Consider the following 20,112-nt stretch of genomic DNA (forward strand, 5'->3'; position numbering starts at 1 on the left):
TGGCGTCAGGATTGTTTTTCAACCTGCGGATGGAAGAACTCAGGCCCCGAGCCGATGATCAACGGGTCATGCTTGCCGATGGCCTTGAGATCGCGTCCTTCGTATTCGATCGACAGCAAGATGTGACGGATGGTTTCCAAGCGGGCGCGGCGCTGATCGTTGGCGCGAACGACGGTCCAGGGGGCGGTGGCCGTGCTGGTGAAGCGGAACATCTCGACTTCAGCGCGCGTGTAGTCATCGTATTTATCGAGCGACGCGAGATCTACTGTCGACAGCTTCCATTGTTTCAATGGATTTTTCGCGCGCTCATAGAAGCGCTTGAGCTGCATTTCGCGACCGATGGTCAAATAATATTTGAATAGCTTAATGCCGTCGCGGACGAGGAGGCCTTCCCACTGGGGTGCTTCGCGGAGGAAGACCGCGAGCTGGTCCGGCGTGCAAAAGCCCATCACGCGCTCGACGCCGGCGCGGTTATACCAAGACCGGTCGAAAAGGACGATTTCGCCGGCGCTCGGCAGATGTACCGCGTAGCGCTGGAAGTAGAGCTGGCCGCGTTCCGTTTCCGTCGGCTTCGGCAGAGCGACGGTGCGGGTGTTGCGTGGGTTCATGTACTCGTTGAAGGCCTTGATGCACGAGCTCTTTCCCGATCCGTCGCGACCTTCGTAGAGGCAGAGGATTCTATTGCCGACTTTGAGATTGTATTTCTGCAACTTCGTCAGCTCGACCTGAAGCGCCAGCAGTTGCTCTTCGTACTCATTCGGCTTCAGGCGCTTGTCGTAGGGATAACCGCCGGAGCGCATTGCTGCGTCTGCGATTTCCTTCGGGAGTTCCGGAGGAACAAGCGAGAAGCCTTTGGGCGAAGTTAAGTCTTGGTGATCGGCCGACGACTCGTCGTTGGACGGTTCGGGGCCGTTGTGGCGACCGCCAACGGTCGCTGCCTCGTCGGTGAGCGGCTCGAACTCGTCAGATTCGCCCGGGGGCTCGCCGGGCTTTTTGTCTTTGTGCTTGTTCTTACCCATTTACCGTCTCCGTTGCCGGGCAAAGCGGGCGCACCCTAGCACAGGGTGGCCGCCGCGCGTCATCGCGAGAGGCGGATGGTCAAGTTCTTCTGAAGCGGGCGGATCTGAAGCGGACATGAGAAAGCCAGCAGCCACCCCCGCAGCTGCTGGCCTTCTCTCTTCTTCCACCGGCCAAGCCCCCCGGCACGCCGGTGGTTAAACGTGATGTGAGATCCGGTTCCCGGATCTCAGAAATCAATCTCAAATCAAACTCAGGCCCGCTGCTTGGTCGGGTCGGAGCCTGCGATCGCTGGAGCCGGCAGGCTCGCTGTGACCGGCGCTTCGATTTCCGGGCGATCGCGGCGACGAGGCGCGACGGGCTGGAAGGCGCGCCGGGCATGAACCTCGCAGTAGGGCAGCAACGGCACCTTGGAGCGGCCGCAGAAATGGAATTCCGAGGTTTGCGGGTCGCCGATGGGCCAGCGGCAGCTGCACTCGCCCAGCGTCTGAATGGTTTTTCGTTCGGCGACCGGAATTTCGATCTCTTCCGCAGGCGCCACGTAAGTTTCGGCGTCGATATAGAGTGCCCGCACGGCAGGATTTCCGGCTTGCGCGAAGCGCTGCTTCACCGGTCTCTTCGCATTCGCCAATCGGGTGCGGGGACGGTGCGACTTCATTCGCGAAGTCGTTGCCCTGCCGGACAGACCGAGGCGGTGCACCTTGCCGATGACGGCATTGCGCGTCACGCTTCCAAGGCGGCCTGCAATCTGGCTGGCGCTCAGTCCTTCCGACCAGAGCCTTTTTAAAAGGTCCACGCGCTCATCAGTCCAAGACATCCGTAGATTGCTCCCTCTCGAGCCGCAGAACAGCGGCGGTGCACCCCCCGGTGCCCGCAGTTACCCGGCCGCAATCGAGCCCAAGCCAACGCGCGCGAACGAACACGACGCGACGGCTGAGGACGACGGTCCCGACCGGTTACAAACGCAAAAACTTGAGGAGACGCAGAACAGGAACGCGCACGAGACACGGGCGGTCCGCTAACAAGCGGTTGCCCAAGGCGCGGTCAGGGCCGATACACATCCAAGGAAAAGCGGCTGGCGCCGCCATATCTCGTGGCCTGACAACGATAAGTTACAACATGCTGAATCCCGTCTACAAGCCAGAGCTGCAAGCTAGGGGGTATTGACAGGAAGAAGTGGCGACCGCGCCACAGACGATTCGCGCCAGGGGATATCTCTGATTTTCGTGTATGTCCTACCCCACTTCAACCATAAGGCGGTGGCATTGGCAATTCGGCCCGCGATCTCAATGGTCAAATCCGAGCATTTATTGACAGGAATAGGCGCAGGGGTTATCAGGGGTTGTGATTGAGCCGCCGGAATTGGGCGGCTTTTTGATTTTCTGCTCAGGGTAATCCACGCATCATGTCTTCTTCCCCTGCAGCGCTGGGGAAAGCTTCCCGTAGCGCTTCCGAAACCGGCGGACCGTCAACGGCTGTGATGGGCACCTACGCCCGTCAGGACATCGTTTTCGTGCGCGGTGAAGGCTGCTGGCTGACTGCCGAGACCGGGGAGCGCTATCTCGATTTCGGGTCCGGCGTCGCGGTCAATTCGCTGGGGCATGCGCATCCGCAACTCGTCGCGGCTCTAAAGGCACAGGCCGAGAAGCTCTGGCACACGTCGAACCTTTACCGTGTCGAGGGCCAGGAGACGGTCGCCGACAAGCTGACGCGGCTGACGTTTGCCGAGCAGGTCTTCTTCTGTAATTCGGGCGCGGAAGCCTGCGAGGGCGCGATCAAGGTCGCGCGGCGCTATCATTATGTATCGGGCGAGCCCAATCGCCAGCGCATCATTGCTTTTCGCGGCGCGTTTCATGGGCGGACTCTCGCGACGCTCGCTGCTGCCGGTAACGAAAAGTATCTCGAAGGCTTCGGCCCGGCGGCCGAGGGCTTCGATCATGTCGACCTCGGCGATCTCGAAGCGCTCGAAACCGCAATCGGACCGGAGACGGCCGCGATCATGCTCGAGCCCATTCAGGGCGAGGGCGGCGTCAGGGCTGTCTCGCCCGAATTTCTCAGAGCCGTTCGTGAGCTTTGCGACAAGCATGGGCTGCTGCTCGTCCTCGACGAGGTTCAGACCGGCGTCGGGCGGACTGGCAAACTCTTTGCGCACGAATGGGCGGGGATCACTCCGGACGTCATGGCGATCGCCAAGGGCTTCGGCGGCGGATTTCCTGTCGGCGCCGTGTTGGCGACGGCGAACGCAGCCAAGGGCATGACGCCTGGCACGCACGGCTCGACGTTCGGCGGCAATCCGCTGGCGATGGCCGTCGCTTCGACAGTTCTCGACGTTATCTCGGAGCCCGGTTTCCTCGAAGCCGTGCAGATAAAGACATTGCGTCTGAAGCAGGGTCTCGAGGGCCTCAGGGATCAGCACGCGGAACTCGTCGAAGAGGTTCGCGGCGCGGGTCTGTTGATGGGACTGAAGCTCAAGGCCCACGTTGCGCCGCCGCAGGTCGTCAAGGCCGCCAACGAGGAGAAGCTCCTCATCGTCGGCGCCGGCGACAACAGTGTCCGCGTCCTTCCACCCCTCATTGCGACCGAGGACGAGATCGGCGAAGGGCTCAGGGCCCTCTCTCGCGCTCTCACCCGCGTCGCTCGCGAGACGTCCCGATGACCGGCTATTCGAAAGAGCTGGAGAAAGCTCCGCAAGTCATGACCACGAAAAAAACTGCCCCGGCCGTCCGGCATTTTCTCGACATCTCCGATCTCGACAGCAAGACGCTGCGGGGCATCATCGATGCGGCCCATGCGATGAAAAAAGCCGGCAAACGCGTGCCGGCTGCGCTTCGTCCGAAGGACATCGAGGATCTGGTTCTCGTTCTGATTTTCGAGAAGCCGTCGACGCGTACGCGCGTTTCATTCGATATCGCGATGCGCCAGCTCGGCGGCGGCGCGTTGACGCTCAACCATACCGATCTGCAGCTCGGCCGCGGTGAGTCCGTCGCCGATACCGCGCGCGTTCTTTCGCGCTATGCCGATGGCATCATGATCCGTGCCAATGAGCATGCGACGCTCGCAGAGCTCGCGCGTTACGCGACGATCCCCGTCATCAACGGCCTGACCGAGAAGAGCCACCCTTGCCAGGTGATGGCCGACATCCAGACGTTCGAAGAACATTTGGGTTCGATCGAGGGCAAGTCGGTCGCCTGGGTGGGAGATGGCAACAACGTTGCGGTTTCGTGGATGCATGCCGCTGTTCGTTTCGGATTCAAGCTCAAGATCGCGTGCCCGAAAGAACTCTTTCCGGAAGAGGAAGCGATCGCGTGGGTCCGGCGCGAAAAGGGCGATGTCGAGATCGGCACCGATCCCGTGCACGCGGTCAAAGACGTCGATTGCGTCGTCACCGATACGTGGGTTTCGATGGGCCAGTCCGATGCGGCGCGGCGGAAGAAGATGCTGGCGCCTTACGCCGTCGATGCGAAGCTCATGGGCATGGCAGCCAAGAACGCGATTTTCATGCACTGTCTGCCAGCCTATCGCGGGCATGAAGTGACAGAGGACGTTCTCGAAGGTCCGCAGTCGGTCGTTTTCGACGAAGCCGAGAACCGGCTGCATGCTCAGAAAGCCATTCTTGCATGGTGCTTCGGCGCCTGAGGGATCGTCTCGCCGATGCCGGTTGACTCGCCTCCCAGATCGACCACGACGCCAGTTGCCATCCCGGCGGACGATGTCGTCGTCGCGTTTCGCACGCAGAACTCCAATATCCGCGGGAGGCTGGTGCGACTCGGGGCGACGCTCGATCAGATCGTCGCGCCGCATGCAATGCCCGACCTTCCGGGCCGGGCGCTTTCGGAAGCGCTGGCGTTGGCGGCTCTGTGCGGATCGGCATTGCCGCAAGGTGGCAATCTCAATCTGCTGACGCGTTCGGACGGTCCGGTTTCCATTCTCGTTGCCGATTACACCGCGAGCGGCCGGCTCAGGGGGTACGCGCGCTACGATGCGGAGAAGATCGCGGAGATCGCTCGAAGCGGGACGCGCCACGATACGGCGGCGGCGCTGGGCAACGGTCATCTCGCGATCACGCTCGATTCCGGTCCCGGACAGGAGCGCTATCAAGGCGTGCTCGCTTTCGAGGCGGCGCCGCTCTCGGCGACGGCGGCTGCGTATTTCCAGCAGCGCGAGAGCCTGCCGACATTCATCCGGACGGCGGTCGCCGAGCATTACGTGGCGCCGCGTCAAGCGGCCCAGTCGGAAACGCGGTGGCACAGGCGGGCCGGCGGCTTGATGGTGCAAAACGTCGGCGCGTCGCTAGAAGGCGTTGTCGAGCAGGACGATGACTGGAAGCGCGTCGAAATGCTGGCCGCGACGGTCGAAGATCTCGAGCTGCTCGATCCCGGCCTGACCGTCGAGCGGCTATTGCTCCGGCTCTTCCATGAGGAAGCCGTTGTGATCGAGCGGGTCATTCCGCTTTCCTCATTCTGCCGGTGCAGCCGGGAGAAGGTCGAAAACGTGCTGCTCGCGTTCGGCGCCAACGAACTATCCGACATGCTCGACGACAACGGAAAGATCGTCGTCACGTGCGAGTTCTGCACGGCGCGATATGTTTTCTCGCTCGATGAATTGAGAGCGGCCGGCGGCTGATCTTAGCCTGCGAGCCAGCCGCGCAACCGCCTTCAGTTATTTGCCGAGACCGCCGTTTGCGGCCTTGCCGACTTGGCCGTCCGCCTCACGCGGGTCGCTGTTTTGCGGGGCCTTGCCCGAGGTATCGTATTCAGTCTTGGAGCGGGCGCTGGCGATCTGAGCGCCATCGAGCTTGCAGGCGCCGCTCTTGTCCATCAGGACGAACGCGGGGTTCGGTTTGTCGACGAATTCCTGACGCGTAACTTTGCCATCACCGTTCTGATCGAAATAACGCAAGTCTGCGGTGACAAACATCTTGTCGATCTTGGTCAGGTTGTTCCACTCGGTCGCGTCGAGGGAATCGTCGTGGTCGGTATCGGCGCTGTTGAAGAGATCTTCCGCGTAGGACTTCCACTCGTTGCACGTCACGACGTTATCGTGATTGAGATCCCAGCTTCCGGCGGCCTGAAGATAGGCGCGATCGATTTCCGAGATCTGCTTCGATCCGAAAGGATTGATCGAGCCGATGGTTGGCACCGAAGCCGTCGAGCATCCGGCGAGTGCAAGAGCTGCGGACATGGCGCAGACCGAGGTATTGAGAACGTGAAAGCGTTTGGTCATTGGCCCGTCTCTGAAGATTGCAAAGGCTCGGCTGCTCGGGTGATTGGTACGCACAAGAGTGGGCCGGAAGCACGGCGTTCCGAGAAGAAAGTGGTGGGTCCGCAAGATTGTCGCACGGTATGTCGTAGGCAAGTCACACTCGGTCTGGCCTCGTCTAACTCCCTGCGGTGGATGGATTTTCGCTGCATTGCGAGATGAGTTGCGGCCTTAGGTCTCTGCCCAGGCGCCGAGGCGATCCAGAAAGCCCATGCATTTTGCGATCTCGGTTTCGGCGATCCATTCGTCGGCTGTGTGCGCCTGAGCGATATCGCCCGGACCGCAGACGACAGATGGCGCGCCCGCATCCTGAAAGAGGGCGGCCTCGGTGCCGTATGAAACGCCATACGTTTGGTTCTGGCCCGTCAATTTCAAAGCGAGCGCGACGACCTCGGATGACGGTTCGGCGCCAAAGGGTGGAACGGCATTGACGCGCTCGATGTCGATGCCGGCTTCCGAGGCGATCGCGCGCATCTCGGGGAGGCAATGCGTTTCGGCATAGCGGCGCAACCGATCCTCGATCTCGTCGGGGTTCAATCCCGGCAACGCACGGATATCGAAAACGAAGCTGCAATGCACGGGAACGATATTGGTGGCCGTGCCGCCGTCGATCGTCGTCACTTGCAGAGTCGAATAGGGTGGCTCGAAGCGAACGTCGATGACGCGCTGCTTCAGCTCGGTTTCCACGCGGTCGAGTTCGCTGATCAAGCGGGTCGCGTAGGTGACCGCGTTCACACCGAGATGCGCCATGCTCGAATGCGCCGCTCGTCCCTTGACGTCGACGCGCCAGCGGACTGGACCTTTGTGGGCGTCGACGACCTGCATGCTCGTCGGCTCGCCGACGATCACCATGCGTGGTTTGGGAAGCGCCTTGCCGAGTTCGGCGATCATCGGGCGAACGCCGATGCAGCCGACCTCCTCATCATAGGAGAAGGCGAGATGGATCGGCTTCTTGAGTTTGCGCTTCTTGAAATCGGGAACGGCCGCGAGCGAAGCTGCGAGAAAGCCTTTCATATCGGCAGAGCCGCGGCCATAGAGCCGGCCGCCTTCCGCTCTCAGCGTGAACGGGTCGCTCGTCCAATCCTGCCCATCGACGGGTACGACGTCGGTGTGGCCGGAGAGAGCGATGCCGCCTTCGTCAGCCGGGCCGATCGTTGCGTAGAGCGAGGATTTCTGGCCGTCGTCGCTGACGATCCGTTGCGACGGCACGCCGTGGCCTCGAAGATAATCTTCGACGAACGCGATCAGGCCAAGATTGTTCTTGTAGCTCGTCGTGTCGAAGGCCACGAGGCGCGCGAGCAATTCAACGGGAGTAAGGATTGGGCCTCTTGCTGCGCTCATCGGCTATCGCCGGGTTCAGTTCATGCTGCGTCGGGTATAGGGGCTATCGAGCGAGAAGGCGGGAATGGCGACGTCGAAAAGCTTTCCCGTCTCGTCCGACATCTGATAGCTGCCGACCATGATACCCTGAGGCGTCTTCAAGGGACAACCCGACGTGTATTGGAACGACTTGCCGGGTGCGATCACCGGCGTCTGGCCGACGACGCCGGCGCCGCGAACCTCTTCGGTCCGGCCGAGTGCGTCCGTGATCCGCCACATGCGCGATTTGAGCTGGACGGTCTCGCCGCCGTCGTTGCTGATCTCGACGGCGTAAGACCACACGAAGTGGCTATCTTCGGGAGACGACTGATCTTCCATGTAGCGCGGTTCGACACGGATGCGGATACCGCGCGTCGTCGCTTCATAGGGATGGAAGGCGGCAGCCGAAGCGGCCTTTCTCGATGACGAAGTCGGCGTACTTTTACTCATATTATCCCCGTTACCCCGTGACCCTCTTCACCGCATTAGTGAGATCGTCTGCTAAATCTTCGACCGCTTCAAGTCCGATCGAGAGACGGATCATACCATCACTAATGCCGAGTTCCGAGCGCTGCTCCGGCGTGAGCTTGAAATGGGTGGTCGTCGCGGGATGCGTGACGAGGCTTTTCGCGTCGCCCAGGTTGTTCGAAAGCCTGATCAAACGGAGCGCATTGAGGCACCGGAAGGCGCCCTGTTTACCACCCTCGACCTCGAATGCGATCATCTGGCCGCCGCCCGGCATCTGCTTCTGTGCAAGCGCCGCCTGGGGATGATCCGCCCGTCCCGGGTATATCACCCGGGTCACGCCCTTCAGGCCTGCCAGAAGGTCTGCAATTTTGGCAGACGTTTCGCATTGAGCCTTGACGCGAATGGGCAGCGTTTCGAGGCCCTTCAACATGACCCAGGCATTGAATGGGCTCATAGAGGGGCCGGTCTGGCGTACCCACTCCTGTACGTATTTTGTGATGAATTCGCTTTTGCCGAGAACGGCGCCGCCGAGGCAGCGGCCCTGGCCGTCGATGTGCTTCGTCGTCGAATAGACGACGATGTCGGCGCCGAGCGCCAACGGCCGCTGCAGCATCGGCGTCGCGAATACGTTGTCGACGATGGACAGGATGCCGTTATCGCGTGCGATCTTGCAAACTGCGGCGATGTCGACCAGCTCGAGAGCCGGATTGGATGGCGTCTCGAAGAAGAACATCTTGGTGTTCGGGCGAACAGCGTTGCGCCAGGCGTCGAGGTCTTTCCCATCGACGAGCGTCGCTTCGATGCCGAAGCGCGGACAGAGCGTCTCGACGATGTAGCGGCAGGAGCCGAAGAGCGCCCGCGCTGCGACGACGTGATCGCCGGTTCTCATATATGAGAGCATCGAGGCGGTAACGGCGGCCATGCCCGTTGCGGTGGCGCGGCATTCTTCTGCGCCTTCGAAAATCGTCAGGCGATCTTCGAACATCGAGATCGTCGGGTTTCCGAAGCGCGTGTATTGGAATCCCGGGTCTTCCTGCTTGAAGCGCGCCTCGGCCTGCTCTGCGCTTTTGTAGACGAAGCCCTGCGTCAGATGGAGGGCTTCAGAAGTCTCGCCCCATTCGGACCGGGTGATGCCGCCATGGACGAGCGCCGTGGCGGGCCGCCAAGCCGGGTTATTGGACGGGAACTGTTCGTCATTCGCCATTGGAAACGGCCTTTCGCGCAATAAAAATCCCGGTCCATAGGCACCGGCTGACGAAAGGCCGGGCGCGGGAAACCGGGAGCGCACACGGCCTCTTTAGCGACTTGTTTAACGTGGCTGCAAGCCGGCCGGCCAAAGGACCACGAAGTGTGGTGCGGAATTACCCCCCGTACTCTGCGGCGTCAAGAGGCGGCGTCGATGGGGCGCGAATAACGGTTATTGCAGACATTGTCGCGCTTGGCGAAGGGTCTGGTGTACTTTAGACGATGCCGAAGGGGTAGACCGGCGCCATGACGAAATCTGAAAAAGCGTTATCCGAGAAAGCTCATCCGGCGTCGAAGCGGCGGGAGCGAGGTGTCGGCATTCTACCGGCGCAAGCGATTTCCCGGATGATTGCAGACGGCGAGATCGCGATCGCGGAGCCGGTCGCCGAGGGACAAGTGCAGCCCGCGAGCCTCGACCTCAGGCTCGGCGCTGTCGCGTACCGGGTGCGCGCGAGTTTTCTTCCAAGGCCCGGCGGCCGCGTCCAGACCAATCTCGACGATCTAGCGTTGCACACGATCAGCTTGAGCCAAGGCGCGGTTCTCGAAACGGGCTGCGTCTATATCGTGCCGCTGCTCGAGTCGCTCGCGTTGCCGGCCGACGTCGAAGCGTCGGCTAACCCGAAAAGCTCGACGGGCCGGCTCGACGTTTTCACGCGCGTCATCGCCGACGGCGTCGGAGCGTTCGATCAAATTCCCCGCGCCTATAACGGACCGCTTTACGCGGAGATATGTCCTCAGACGTTTCCGATCGTCGTTCGCAAAGGATCGCGGTTGTCGCAGATCCGCTTTCGCAACGGTCCTGCCGCCGATAGCGATGCGGCGCTGCGCGAATTGCAGCTTCGCGAGCGTCTCGTCTCGGCGGAGAACGCGGACATTTCCGGCGGCATTGCGCTCACCGTCGATCTTGCGGGCGACGCAACGGGCCTGGTCGGATTTCGCGCGCGGCGGCATACCGGCGTCGTCGACGTCGACAAAGTCGGCACGTATCCGGTCGGCGATTACTGGGACCCGATCTTCGTCAAGGATAAGCAGCGGCTCATTCTCGATCCCGATCAGTTCTACATTCTGGCTTCCAAGGAAGCTGTGCATGTGCCGCCCACGCACGCGGCAGAAATGGTGCCGTTCAATCCGCTCGTCGGCGAATTTCGCGTGCATTATGCGGGCTTCATGGATCCGGGCTTCGGACACGCAGCGGCAGGGGGCAATGGCTCGCGCGTCGTCCTCGAAGTGCGTTCGCACAAGGTGCCGTTCATTCTCGAAGACGGGCAAATCATCGGTCGACTTATCTACGAACGGATGACCGAGACGCCCGAAACTCTTTACGGCCAGGGGCTGAAATCGAACTACCAGGGCCAGGGTCTGAAACTCTCAAAGCATTTCAAATAATATCTTTGGACGGCGCATGCCGCGGCGAAGTTTCGATTTTTTATCCCTCGTTCAGCGCGCTCATTGCATAAAACTGCACGGAAAACTGCGGTTTCGACGGCTTTTTTGCGTGTAACCCCCATGATGACGCTTGCTTTCGGGCCACAAATGCTGCTCTTTTCGCCGGCTTCATTCGAAAAAGGCCTGAAAAACGCATGTTTTTGGGTTTCAACGATGTAGTGTTTGATACCAAACCGATTCGCATAAGAGGGACGACAATGGCAAAGGCAGCTGCGCCAGCTAAGACATCAGCCAAGTCACCAGCTAAGGCTCCGGCTAAAGCCGCGGCTAAAGTTGAAACCGTTACTTTGAAGCATATTGCCGCGACGCTCGCGGAAGCTCACGAGATCCCGAAGAAGCAGTCGGTTGCACTGCTCGAAGATCTCGTCGCTCAGATTTCAAAGAACCTCAAGAAGGGCGCTCGCATCCGCATCGGCGGTCTCGGCGTTCTGCAGGTTCGCAAGCGTCCGGCGCGCATGGGCCGCAACCCGGCAACGGGCGAAGCCATCAAGATCAAGGCTTCGAAGAAGATCGCCTTCCGCGCCGCGAAAGAGCTGAAAGAGTCGGTCTAACGATCGCTCCAGCGGGGTAATTCGAAAAGGCCGCCAGCGATGGCGGCCTTTTTTGTTGGCGCTGGCGACTCCGCTTCGCGGAGCCGGCCGCCAGCGCGGGCCTTGTTTCGGGTTGAGGTATTTGTTTTGTTTCGGGCGACACGCGTTCCGCGCGCCGGCCGCCCGAAACGAAGGCTCGCGCGCTCGGCCGAGGATGACGCCTATATTCAACCGTTGCGGAAAAAGTCGGTGATGAAGCGGCCGTAGATTTCGGTCAGCGTTTCGAGGTCGGCGACGCTTGTGCGTTCGTCAACCTGATGGATGGTTTTGTTGACGAGGCCAAATTCGACGACGGGACAGACGTCCTTGATGAAGCGCGCATCGGAAGTTCCGCCGCCGGTCGTCAAGGCGGGCGTGCGGCCGGTGACGGATTTGACGGCGTCTTTGAGCGTCGAGACGAGAGGGCCCGGTTTCGTCAGGAAAACGTCGCCTGTCCCCGAGAATGCCAGATCGTATTTGGCATCGACTTCGGATGCGGCGCTTGCCGCCGTTTTCCGCACCCACTCTTCAATCGCCGGGCGCGTCCAGCCGTCATTATAGCGGATGTTGAGCTTCGCGATGGCGCGTCCCGGTATGACGTTCGTCGCGGTGTTCGGAACGGAGATCACCGTTACTTGGAGGTTCGACGGCTGGAAGTTTTCCGTTCCGTCGTCGAGCTTCGTTGTCGAAAGGCGGTCGATGATGCGCGCCAGTTTCGGCACCGGATTGTCGGCGATTTGTGGATAGGCGGAATGGCCTTGAATGCCGTGTACGGTCAGATCGACGTTGAGCGAGCCGCGGCGTCCGATGCGAATTTCGTCGCCGAGAGCGTTGGGATTTGACGGCTCGCCGACGAGGCAAGCGTCGATGACTTCGTCGCGGGCCTTCAACCAATCGAGGATTTTCATCGTCCCGTTGATCGACGGGCCTTCCTCGTCGCCCGTGATGATGAACGACAGGGAGCCGCGCGGCAGGCCGTTATAGTGGTGGATGTATTTCATCGAAGCCGCGACGAACGCCCCGATGCAGCCCTTCATGTCGACTGCGCCGCGGCCGTAGAGAATGCCGTCGCGGACTTCGCCGGCGAACGGCGGCACGGTCCAGGCTGCTTCGTTGCCGACTGGCACGACGTCGGTATGTCCGGCGAAGGAGAGGTGCGGCCGGCCCGTGCCGAGGCGCGCGTACAAGTTATCGACGTCGGGCGTGCCGGGTTCGGAGAAGACGAGGCGATGACAGGTGAAGCCTGCAGGTTCGAGCACGTTCTGCAGAAGCGTCAGTGCGCCTGCTTCGTCGGGCGTTACGCTTTCGCAGCGAATGAGCGCTTGTGAGAGCGCGACGGGATTTGTCGGAATTAGGGTCATTATGCAGTTTGACTTCCAATTAGCTGACCGGCGGAAGGCAACGGAATGTCGCGGCCTTCGAGGCTCTGCACGATCGTGATCTTCTGCCAGATCTTACCTGAAAGATCCGAGGTCAGCCGTTCGAGGTCGCCGACCGTATCGACCACAACGGGATCGCTGAGCTTCTCGGCGTAGAGTGCCGCAAGCTTGGCAGTGAGCGACAACATTTCGGAGCAGTAGTCGAGATAACGCACGAGTTCGAACGGCGACAGGCTGCGGTCCGGCGAGCTCGATGTGTGCACGGCCGCCAGCATGCTCGGGTCTTTCGTCAGCTGATGCATATCGATGACGTGGATGATGGAGCGGAACTCGTGGAGTGCGAAGAGGGCCTTCCGCTGTTTCCAGCGCGCTTCGAGCGATGAGACGAAGAACAGCGTCGCGCCCATCAGCACGACGATGTTGAAGCCGGAATCGATGCCCTGCAGCGTGCCGAAGAGGTCGTCGTTAGCCTTTGTACCGCCTAAAATGAGCTGGGCGACCACGATCAGCAGGGCAACGCCTGCCGTGATCGCGAGCCAGATGATGAAGCGCAGGAAAAAGTGCGGCCGATTGATTTCCTGCGCCGCGGTTGCCGTCTCCCTGGCGAGCGCGAGCAGGTCGCGGCAGACGTTCGCAAGGCCTGCGCCGGGGAAACGCTCGTCGATACGCCGGGCAAGTTGATCGAGGCTCGCCGTAATGAGCCTTGGATCAAGCGTCCGGTATTTCGACGGCGTTTTCACCTGCATCCACTCAATCCCTGAGCTTCCCCTTAGTCCCTGAGAAGCTCGTTGATGCTTGTCTTGCTGCGAGTCTTTTCGTCGACGCGCTTGACGATCACGGCGCAGTAGAGGTTTGGACCCGGTTCCCCGTTCGGGAGAGGCTTGCCCGGCATCGTACCCGATACGATGACGGAATAGGGAGGCACCTTGCCGAACATTTTTTCGCCCGTGGCGCGATCGATGATCGTCGTCGAGGCGCCGATGTAGACGCCCATCGAGAGGACAGAGCCTTCGCCGACCTGGACGCCTTCGGCAACCTCGGCGCGGGCGCCGATGAAACAGTTGTCCTCGATGACGACGGGTCCGGCCTGGAGGGGTTCAAGCACGCCGCCGATGCCGGCACCGCCGGAAATGTGGCAGTTTTTCCCGATCTGAGCGCAGCTTCCGACCGTCGCCCAGGTGTCGACCATCGTGCCGCTGCCGACGTAGGCGCCGAGGTTGACGAACGAGGGGAGCAAAACGGCGCCCGGCGCGATGTAAGCGGAACGGCGGACGATGGCGCCGGGCAGCACGCGGAAGCCGCCCTTGCGGAAGTCTGCTTCGGTCCAGCCCGCGAACTTCGGGGGCACCTTGTCCCAGTAGAAGCTGCCTGCCGGGCCGCCGGGGATCATTTCCATGTCATTGAGACGGAACGACAAAAGGACCGCCATTTTCAGCCATTGATTGACGACCCAGGTGCCGTCCGTCTTCTCGGCGACGCGTGCCTCGCCTTTGTCGAGAAGGTTGAGGGCGGTTTCGACGGCGTCGCGGACGGGCCCTTTCGTGTCGAACGAAATGCCGTCGCGAGCTTCCCACGCCGTTTCGATTGTTTTCTTGAGGTCGTCGTGGGCCATGGGAAAGCGTCTCCGATGCTGTGCGGCTTGGTGTTTGAGACGCGCTTGTCGCCTCTCGGGCGCGGGGTGTCAATTCGGAGCACTGGGCCGATTGGTGTGTCTCAGCATCCTGGGTCAGGTTAAGCGTATAATGCGGATGAAAACAGGTGCCGGTCGTCATTACACGGTGAATTCGAATCGGGCATGGTGCATGCTCTCCGGACCGCACTTCCGCGGCCCCGGAACAAGGAAGCGACGTCCATGGCGAAATCGGAAGTCACCAGCAAAAAGGTTTCCTCGGCAGCCTCGATGGTGCTGAAGAGCAAAACGGCGACCAAGGCTGAGAAGTCGGTCGCGGCTTCGGCACTCACGCAGACCGGCAGCCCAAAGGAAACGACGAGCAAGAAGGTCGCGTCGGCCGCCTCGAAAATCCTGCATGATCCGAAGGCGAGCAAGGCTGCCAAGTCGGTTGCGGCTTCGGCGCTGACCCAGAAGACGAAGAAGAAATAATTCGCCGTCCGGTCGTCCGTCCGTCCGTTCGGGGCGCCGAACGTCAATTCATTTTTGATTAGCGGCTCGAGGTGGTCAGTTCGTCGCCGCCTCGATAAGCTTTTGATGTTCGGCTATCCCTTGACAAGCTAAGGGTGTGTATATATATACACACGAATTATGAGCGGTGCGCATATTGAGCGAAACAGCCGACAGATATTGGCGCGGCTCAAGCAGGAAGGCTGGCTATTGGTCAGCATCGAAGGCTCGCATCACAAGCTTCGACATCCCGACACCCGCAAGACAGTTATAGTGCCGCATCCAAGGCGGGATTTGCCGACCGGTACGGCTCGGGCAATCGCGAAGCATGTGGGGTGGTTGTAGGAGTCGGGTATGAACACATATTTCGCAATTGTGCATAAAGACCCTGATAGTTCGTTCGGCATTAGCTTTCCGGATCTTCCAGGATGCTTTTCCGCGGCGGACTCGGAAGATGACCTGCTCGTGCAGGCTCAACTTGCATTGACCCTTTTCGCCAGTGACCAGGATGAGCTTCCACAGTCACGATCGGTATCGGATCTTCTTGATGATCCTTCGATCAAGACTGATGTCGCTAACGGTGCATTCTTCATTGCTATTCCATTGATCAATGCGAGTCGGAAGGCTCGGTATAATCTTATGCTGGATACGAACTTGGTCGCTGGGATCGACAGGACCGCTCGAGCTGTAGGCATGAATCGCTCTGAGTTCGTTTCCGAGGCGATTGCAGCTCGCCTTGGTGAGCAGGTAGGTGCGGTCGTCAGCCGGAAGGTCGGCGTACAAACAAAATCGGAAGTCACCAGCAAGAAGGTTTCCTCGGCAGCCTCGATGGTGCTGAAGAGCAAAACGGCGACCAAGGCTGAGAAGACGGTCGCGGCTTCGGCACTCACGCAGACCGGCAGCCCGAAAGAGACGACGAGCAAGAAGGTCGCGTCGGCCGCGTCGAAAATCCTGCATGATCCGAAGGCGAGCAAGGCTGCCAAGTCGGTTGCGGCTTCGGCGCTGACACAGAAGACGAAGAAGAAATAATTCGCCGTCCGTTCGTCCGTCCGTCCGTTCGGGGCGCCGAACGTCAATTCATTTTTGATTAGCTGCTCGAGGTGGTCAGTTCGTCGCCGCCTCGATAAGCTTTTTGGCGTCGTCGGAATCCCATTTCGCGGGGCCTGCCAGCCGTCCGACTTCCAATCCATCCTTGTTGATGAGGATCGTGGTCGGCATTCCTAGAAGCTTCAGCGCCATGCCCTGCTTGGCGCTCGGATCGACATAGAGCGTGAGATTATCGACCTTCATATCGGTGAGGAACTTGCGCGAAGCGTCATAGCCCTTGCGGTCGAGGCTCAGCGCCACGACCTCGAACTTGTCGCCGCCGAGTGCTTTCTGCAGACGGTCGAGCGCGGGCATCTCTTCGCGGCAGGGCTCACACCACGTTGCCCAGAGATTGAGAAGGATGGTCTTGCCCTTCAGGCTCGACAGCTTGACGTCCTTGCCGTTTGCATCCTGAAAGGTGATGTCGGGGAGGGGCTCGGGCGTCTTCTTCGTGACGAATGCCGCCATTTCTCCGAGCTTGGAGGACGATCCGGCCGATGGTTCGGCCTTGGGCGGCGATAAATCCTGGGCGGCGGTGACGGATTTTTCAGGTCCGGCGTTGCCCAACCCGCCTCCGATAACGTATACGGCGCCGAACCCGACCAACGCCGATAGCGCCACAGTCCAAAGGGCTTTCTGCGGGCCTCCCGCGCCGTTCGCTGTCATTTTTGGTAACCTTGTTCTCTTCTCTGATACGGAGTCGCTCGTGACCGACAAGCCAGCCAACACCATGTGGGGTGGCCGTTTCGCAATGTCTCCTGCCGAGATCATGCAGGAGATAAATGCCTCGATCGGCTTCGACAAGCAGCTTGCGCCCCAAGACATTCGCGGCTCGAAGGCGCATGCCGCGATGCTGGCGGACGCCGGCATCATAACCAAATCCGATGCTCGCGAGATTGCAAAAGGCCTCGACAAGATCAAGGCGGAGATCGACGCGGGGACGTTCGAATTCTCCCGCGCGCTCGAAGACGTGCACATGAACGTCGAAAACCGGCTGAAAGAGCTGATCGGGCCGGCTGCGGGGCGGCTTCATACCGCGCGGTCGCGGAACGATCAGGTGGCGACCGATTTCAGGCTTTTCGTGCGCGACGCCATCGACGGGATCGATGAAGCTCTCGCAAACGTGCAGCAGGCGCTCGCCGGGAAGGCCGAGGCGCACGCCGCGACCGTCATGCCGGGCTTCACGCATCTACAACCTGCGCAACCCGTGACGTTCGGTCATCATCTTCTGGCGTACGTCGAAATGATCGCGCGGGACCGGGGCCGGTTCGCGGATGCGCGGAAGCGTCTCAATGAATCTCCGCTCGGTTCGGCGGCGCTCGCCGGAACGTCGTTCCCGATCGACCGGGAGCAGACGGCGCAGGCGCTTGGCTTCGACAGGCCGATGGCGAACTCGCTCGATGGCGTTTCCGATCGCGATTTCGCGCTCGAAGCTCTTGCCGCGGCGACCATCACGGCTGTGCATTTCTCGCGCCTTGCCGAAGAGATCGTCATCTGGATGACGCCGCTGTTCGGCTTCGTGAAACTGTCGGATCGTTTCACGACCGGCTCGTCGATCATGCCGCAGAAGCGCAATCCGGATGCCGCCGAGCTGGCGCGCGCCAAGGTCGGGCGGATCGCGGCGGCCTTCCAGGGCCTCGTCATCGTGATGAAGGGGCTGCCGCTCGCCTATTCGAAGGACATGCAGGAGGACAAGGAGACGACGTTCGACGCGTTCTCGAGCCTGCGTCTCGTGATGGCGGCGATGGCGGGCATGATTACGGATCTCGAACCCAATGCCGAGGCTATGCGAGCTGCCGCCGGGCGCGGGTACTCGACGGCGACCGATCTTGCCGATTGGCTCGTCCGGGAGCTCAAAATGCCGTTCCGCGACGCCCATCATGTGACTGGGACGATCGTCAAGGCGGCGGAAGCGAAGGGCGTCGATCTCGATCAATTGAGCCTAACGGACATGCAGGCCGTCGAGCCGCGCATCACGAAAGCCGTATTTTCGGTGCTGTCTGTGGAGAACTCGGTCAAGAGCCGGACGAGTTATGGGGGAACCGCGCCACAGAACGTCGCCAAAATGGCTCGCCAGTGGCTGAGGCGGTTGGAAAAGGCACGAGGGAAGGTCTAAAAGTCTTTCTCTCAGCGCCTGCCATTCGAGCGGGCTGAACGGTTTTGGAGTATTTTTGGCATGGCCGTGCTCTCACGCAGCACGAAATCCTGGGTCGCAGTGGCGCTGGTCGGCGCGGCTTGCGCCGGTTTTGCGGGCTGCGGCGTTAAAGGGCCTGTCGAGCCGCCGCCTGCCGCCAAGGCGGCCGGTGACGCGAAATCGCCCGATGCGCATGCCGCCGGCGAGAACTCGGATGCTCCGCAGAAGCCGCACGAATCGTTCTTGTTAGATCCGCTGCTACGCTAGCCGGTTCGCTCGGCCGGTTTTTTGAAGCCTCCTCGTCTTTTCCGGTGACGCGGGTCTTTCTCATCCGCTAGAAGCGCTTCCCATGCATCACTTTCAGTACAAGTCCGGCATCCTTCATGCCGAGGACGTGAGCCTCGCACGCATCGCGGCGGAGGTCGGGACGCCCTTCTATTGCTATTCGACCGCGACGCTCGTGCGTCATTACGAGGTTCTGGCGCGGGCGTTCAAAGGGCAGGACGCGCTCATTTGCTTTGCCGTCAAGGCGAACTCCAATCAGGCCGTGCTGACGACGATGGCCCGCCTCGGCGCCGGCATGGACGTCGTCTCGGAAGGCGAACTCCGGCGTGCCCGGGCCGCGGGAGTTCCGGCATCGAAGATCATTTTCGCCGGCGTCGGCAAGACGCGCGGTGAGATGGCCTACGCGCTCGAAGAAGGCATTCACGGTTTCAACGTCGAGAGCGAGCCGGAGCTTAACGCGCTGAGCGACGTCGCGACGGCGATTGGCCGTACCGCGTCCATCGCCATTCGCGTCAATCCTGACGTCGATGCCAAAACGCACGCGAAAATCTCGACGGGCAAAGCCGAAAACAAGTTCGGCGTGCCCTATGAGGACGCGCGGCGGCTCTATGCGGAAGCCGCCAAACTTCCGGGCATCAAGATCTCGGGCATCCATATGCACATCGGCAGCCAGATCACGGATCTCGCGCCGTTCCGCGATGCGTTTCGACTGCTTGCCGATCTTGCGCGCGATCTCAAGGCTGACGGTATCGCGCTCGAACATCTCGATATCGGCGGCGGTCTCGGCATCCCGTATCGGGGCGCGAACGATATTCCGCCGACACCCGATGAATACGCGGCGGTCGTCAAGGAAACGCTCGGCGGCCTCGGTCTGAAGCTCGTTCTGGAGCCCGGCCGCATGATCGTCGGCAACGCGGGCGTTCTCGTTACGCAGGTCGTCTACGTGAAGGAAGGCGACGACAAGACGTTCACGATCGTCGACGCGGCGATGAACGACTTGATCCGGCCGACGCTTTACGAAGCCTATCACGACGTCTGGCCGGTCAACGAAGCGTGCTCGGACATGTCGCCGATGCAGCAGGATATCGTCGGGCCGGTTTGCGAGACGGGCGATTTTCTGGCGGAAGACAGGACGTTGCCTCCGGTCGCGCCGACGGATCTTCTCGCCGTCATGTCGGCGGGCGCGTATGGGGCGGTGATGTCGTCGACTTACAACAGCCGCTTGCTCATCCCGGAAGTGCTGGTCGATGGCGACCGCTATGCCGTCGTCCGGCCACGGCCAACCTACGACGACTTAATCGGGGCGGATCATCTGCCGCCGTGGCTGTAAGCTAAAAATAAATTTTTGCCCGGCCGTCGACTTGCACTTGACGCAATTGCATGTTGCACTAAATGCAATACGTGTCGAAACGCCCGAAACCCAGAAGCATTGACGAACGCCTCGCAGAGATCTGCGGGCGTCTAGCGGAAGCGCGCAAGCTTTCCGGGTTGACGCAATCGACCGTCGCGGAAGCGATGGGACTGTCGAACAGCCAGTATTCGCGCATCGAGAACGGCGCGACAGAGATGACGCTCAGGCAGTTCCTCGCCGCCTGCGAAGAGGTTCGCCTCGATCCTGCTGAGCTTTTCGCGAGTCACGTCGACACTGACGCTGCCGACCTCCAGACGCGATTGCGCGCGTCCGAGGGAAAACTGGCGGCCATTACCCGGATGCTCAAGAGCGACAAGGACATCTGGGAAAGCTGA

Annotated in this window: 22 protein-coding genes and 1 riboswitch; of the genes, 12 read left to right on the forward strand and 10 right to left on the reverse strand. The window is 60.9% G+C overall.

Annotation, left to right across the window (positions count from 1 at the left end; all coding sequences use genetic code 11):
• Positions 1-5: 5 nt before the first annotated feature.
• Positions 6-1,019: a polyphosphate kinase 2 gene (ppk2, locus tag AC1DK3_RS08665; protein ID WP_477191826.1), complete on the reverse strand. Its 1,014-nt coding sequence runs from the start codon at positions 1,017-1,019 to the stop codon at positions 6-8.
• A 251-nt stretch (positions 1,020-1,270) separates the two neighbouring features.
• Positions 1,271-1,834: a GcrA family cell cycle regulator gene (locus tag AC1DK3_RS08670; protein ID WP_477191827.1), complete on the reverse strand. Its 564-nt coding sequence runs from the start codon at positions 1,832-1,834 to the stop codon at positions 1,271-1,273.
• 663 nt (positions 1,835-2,497) lie between these two features.
• On the opposite strand from AC1DK3_RS08670, the gene AC1DK3_RS08675 reads away from it, so the two are divergent.
• From AC1DK3_RS08675 to AC1DK3_RS08685, 3 genes are read left to right on the forward strand one after another with little or no spacing between them, the layout of a single operon-like run.
• A complete protein-coding gene (locus AC1DK3_RS08675) occupies positions 2,498-3,673 on the forward strand; it encodes an acetylornithine transaminase (RefSeq protein ID WP_477192890.1) in 1,176 nt (391 codons plus the stop codon).
• Entirely contained in the window at positions 3,670-4,653 is a 984-nt protein-coding gene (gene argF, locus AC1DK3_RS08680; RefSeq protein WP_477191828.1) for an ornithine carbamoyltransferase, read from the forward strand. The genes AC1DK3_RS08675 and argF overlap by 4 nt, the downstream gene beginning before the upstream one ends.
• Before the next feature lie 15 nt (positions 4,654-4,668).
• Entirely contained in the window at positions 4,669-5,640 is a 972-nt protein-coding gene (locus AC1DK3_RS08685) for an Hsp33 family molecular chaperone HslO (RefSeq protein WP_477191829.1), read from the forward strand.
• A gap of 36 nt (positions 5,641-5,676) precedes the next feature.
• Here the strand turns inward: AC1DK3_RS08685 and AC1DK3_RS08690 are convergent, their stop codons facing one another.
• From AC1DK3_RS08690 to metZ, 4 genes are all read right to left on the reverse strand, one after another.
• A complete protein-coding gene (locus AC1DK3_RS08690; protein ID WP_477191830.1) occupies positions 5,677-6,240 on the reverse strand; it encodes an EF-hand domain-containing protein in 564 nt (187 codons plus the stop codon).
• A 207-nt stretch (positions 6,241-6,447) separates the two neighbouring features.
• Positions 6,448-7,617: an acetylornithine deacetylase gene (argE, locus tag AC1DK3_RS08695; protein ID WP_477191831.1), complete on the reverse strand. Its 1,170-nt coding sequence runs from the start codon at positions 7,615-7,617 to the stop codon at positions 6,448-6,450.
• 15 nt (positions 7,618-7,632) lie between these two features.
• Positions 7,633-8,085 (reverse strand): Co2+/Mg2+ efflux protein ApaG, encoded by a 453-nt coding sequence (gene apaG / locus AC1DK3_RS08700; RefSeq protein ID WP_477191832.1) that lies wholly within the window; start codon positions 8,083-8,085, stop codon positions 7,633-7,635.
• A gap of 10 nt (positions 8,086-8,095) precedes the next feature.
• Positions 8,096-9,307: an O-succinylhomoserine sulfhydrylase gene (gene metZ, locus AC1DK3_RS08705; protein ID WP_477191833.1), complete on the reverse strand. Its 1,212-nt coding sequence runs from the start codon at positions 9,305-9,307 to the stop codon at positions 8,096-8,098.
• 72 nt (positions 9,308-9,379) lie between these two features.
• A riboswitch (SAM riboswitch) is annotated at positions 9,380-9,458 on the reverse strand.
• Between the two features lie 136 nt (positions 9,459-9,594).
• Between metZ and AC1DK3_RS08710 the strand changes: the two genes are divergently transcribed.
• Positions 9,595-10,734 (forward strand): 2'-deoxycytidine 5'-triphosphate deaminase, encoded by a 1,140-nt coding sequence (locus AC1DK3_RS08710; protein ID WP_477191834.1) that lies wholly within the window; start codon positions 9,595-9,597, stop codon positions 10,732-10,734.
• A 257-nt stretch (positions 10,735-10,991) separates the two neighbouring features.
• Positions 10,992-11,345, forward strand: a complete 354-nt coding sequence (locus tag AC1DK3_RS08715; RefSeq protein ID WP_477191835.1) for an HU family DNA-binding protein — start codon at positions 10,992-10,994, stop codon at positions 11,343-11,345.
• A gap of 206 nt (positions 11,346-11,551) precedes the next feature.
• Here the strand turns inward: AC1DK3_RS08715 and dapE are convergent, their stop codons facing one another.
• From dapE to dapD, 3 genes are read right to left on the reverse strand one after another with little or no spacing between them, the layout of a single operon-like run.
• The gene (gene dapE, locus AC1DK3_RS08720) at positions 11,552-12,724 is read right to left on the reverse strand and encodes a succinyl-diaminopimelate desuccinylase (RefSeq protein WP_477191836.1); all 1,173 of its coding nucleotides are present in this window, start codon (positions 12,722-12,724) and stop codon (positions 11,552-11,554) included.
• Positions 12,724-13,488, reverse strand: a complete 765-nt coding sequence (locus AC1DK3_RS08725; protein ID WP_477191837.1) for a hypothetical protein — start codon at positions 13,486-13,488, stop codon at positions 12,724-12,726. Before AC1DK3_RS08725 ends, dapE begins: the two co-directional genes overlap by 1 nt.
• A 23-nt stretch (positions 13,489-13,511) precedes the next feature.
• A complete protein-coding gene (dapD, locus tag AC1DK3_RS08730) occupies positions 13,512-14,354 on the reverse strand; it encodes a 2,3,4,5-tetrahydropyridine-2,6-dicarboxylate N-succinyltransferase (protein WP_477191838.1) in 843 nt (280 codons plus the stop codon).
• 240 nt (positions 14,355-14,594) lie between these two features.
• Between dapD and AC1DK3_RS08735 the strand changes: the two genes are divergently transcribed.
• From AC1DK3_RS08735 to AC1DK3_RS08745, 3 genes are all read left to right on the forward strand, one after another.
• On the forward strand, positions 14,595-14,843 hold the full coding sequence (locus AC1DK3_RS08735) for a hypothetical protein (RefSeq protein WP_477191839.1): 249 nt from the start codon (positions 14,595-14,597) through the stop codon (positions 14,841-14,843).
• A gap of 174 nt (positions 14,844-15,017) precedes the next feature.
• Complete coding sequence (locus AC1DK3_RS08740) at positions 15,018-15,206, forward strand: type II toxin-antitoxin system HicA family toxin (RefSeq protein ID WP_477192891.1); 189 nt, start codon at positions 15,018-15,020, stop codon at positions 15,204-15,206.
• Between the two features lie 9 nt (positions 15,207-15,215).
• Positions 15,216-15,890, forward strand: coding sequence for a type II toxin-antitoxin system HicB family antitoxin (locus AC1DK3_RS08745; RefSeq protein ID WP_477191840.1), 675 nt, complete (start codon positions 15,216-15,218; stop codon positions 15,888-15,890).
• Positions 15,891-15,965: 75 nt separating this feature from the next.
• Here AC1DK3_RS08745 and AC1DK3_RS08750 read toward each other — a convergent pair whose 3' ends face one another.
• Complete coding sequence (locus tag AC1DK3_RS08750; protein ID WP_477191841.1) at positions 15,966-16,613, reverse strand: TlpA family protein disulfide reductase; 648 nt, start codon at positions 16,611-16,613, stop codon at positions 15,966-15,968.
• 40 nt (positions 16,614-16,653) lie between these two features.
• On the opposite strand from AC1DK3_RS08750, the gene argH reads away from it, so the two are divergent.
• The 4 genes from argH (at position 16,654) to AC1DK3_RS08770 (ending at position 20,112) form a co-directional block, all read left to right on the forward strand.
• Positions 16,654-18,063 (forward strand): argininosuccinate lyase, encoded by a 1,410-nt coding sequence (gene argH / locus AC1DK3_RS08755; RefSeq protein ID WP_477191842.1) that lies wholly within the window; start codon positions 16,654-16,656, stop codon positions 18,061-18,063.
• A 60-nt stretch (positions 18,064-18,123) separates the two neighbouring features.
• Entirely contained in the window at positions 18,124-18,348 is a 225-nt protein-coding gene (gene lptM, locus AC1DK3_RS08760; RefSeq protein WP_477191843.1) for an LPS translocon maturation chaperone LptM, read from the forward strand.
• Between the two features lie 82 nt (positions 18,349-18,430).
• Complete coding sequence (lysA, locus tag AC1DK3_RS08765) at positions 18,431-19,696, forward strand: diaminopimelate decarboxylase (RefSeq protein ID WP_477191844.1); 1,266 nt, start codon at positions 18,431-18,433, stop codon at positions 19,694-19,696.
• Positions 19,697-19,758: 62 nt separating this feature from the next.
• Entirely contained in the window at positions 19,759-20,112 is a 354-nt protein-coding gene (locus AC1DK3_RS08770) for a helix-turn-helix domain-containing protein (RefSeq protein WP_477191845.1), read from the forward strand.

It is taken from the genome of Hyphomicrobium sp. 01T421, from assembly GCF_056398805.1.